The sequence below is a fragment of the Streptomyces sparsus genome, from assembly GCF_054776295.1.
In genome coordinates, this window is record NZ_BAAHCA010001218.1 from 1 (window position 1) to 1,210 (window position 1,210).

Sequence of the window (1,210 nt, forward strand, 5' to 3'; positions counted from 1 at the left end):
CTCGAAGCCCACCCCGACCTGGACCCGGTCGACGTCGCGTACTCGCTGCGCACCTTCCGCCCCGCGCTCCCCCACCGCACGGCGGTGGCCGCACGGACCACCGCGGACGCCGCGCGCGCCCTGCGGAACCCGCTGCCCGCCGGCCTCGATGTGCACGACGGTGAGAAGCCACCGGTGGCGTTCCTGCTGCCCGGCGGCGGCACCCAGTACGTCGGCATGGGCGCCGAACTCCACAGCGAGATACCGGTGTTCCGGGACACCGTCGACCACTGCGCACGCATCCTCACGCCCGAGCTGGGGCGTGACCTGCGCACCGCGCTGTACGAGCACGCCGATCCGGCCGGCACCGACGCCTTCCTGGCCCTGGTCGTCACCGAGTACGCCCTCGCCACCACCCTGATGGAGTTCGGGGTGCGACCGGACGCCCTGATCGGCCACTCCCTCGGCGAGTACACCGCGGCCTGCCTGGCAGGAGTGCTGTCACTGGAGGAGATGCTGCCGCTCGTCGCGGAACGGGTGCGGCTCATCGCCTCGGCCGGCGGCGCCACCGTCGGAGTCGCCCTGAACGAGAAGGAGTTGGCCGGCTACCTGACCGACGAGCTGTCGACGGCGGCCGTCAACGGACCTGCGGCGTGCACCGTCGCCGGGCGGGAGCCGGCCGTCGCCGACCTGGAGCGGCGGCTGCACGCGGACGGCGTGACGTACCGGCGGCTGCGCATGCCGGCGGCGGCCCACTCCCACGTGCTCGACCCCGTGCTGGGCACCTTCGACGAGGCGCTCCGCACCGTCACGCTGCACCCGCCGCGCATCCCGTACGTCACCAACGTGACGGGCACCTGGGCCACCGACGAGCAGGCCACCAGCCGCCGGCACTGGGTCGAGCAGACCCGCCGGACCGTGCGCTTCGCCGACGGCGTCGCGACGCTCTGGCAGCGCGGCAAACCGCTGCTGGTGGAGATCGGCCCCGGTGACGTGCTGGCCAAGCTGGCCCGCGCCCGACTGGAACCCGAACCGGTCGTCACCGTGCCGACCATGCGGCACGCCAAGGCGGAGAGCCCCGACGGCCAGGTACTCGCGGACGCCGTGGGACGGCTGTGGAGCGCCGGCGTACCCGCCGACCTGACGCTCGGCGAACAGCCGCGGCGACCCCCGCGGCGCGTGCCGCTGCCCGGATACGCCTTCGAGCGCCGCCGGCACTGGATCGACGCCC

At 74.3% G+C, this 1,210-nt stretch carries 1 protein-coding gene; it reads left to right on the top strand.

Annotation, left to right across the window (positions count from 1 at the left end; all coding sequences use genetic code 11):
• Window positions 1–1,210, top strand: a 1,210-nt coding sequence (locus ACYVE9_RS27500; protein WP_461030600.1) for an acyltransferase domain-containing protein, incomplete at both ends; no start/stop codon positions are given.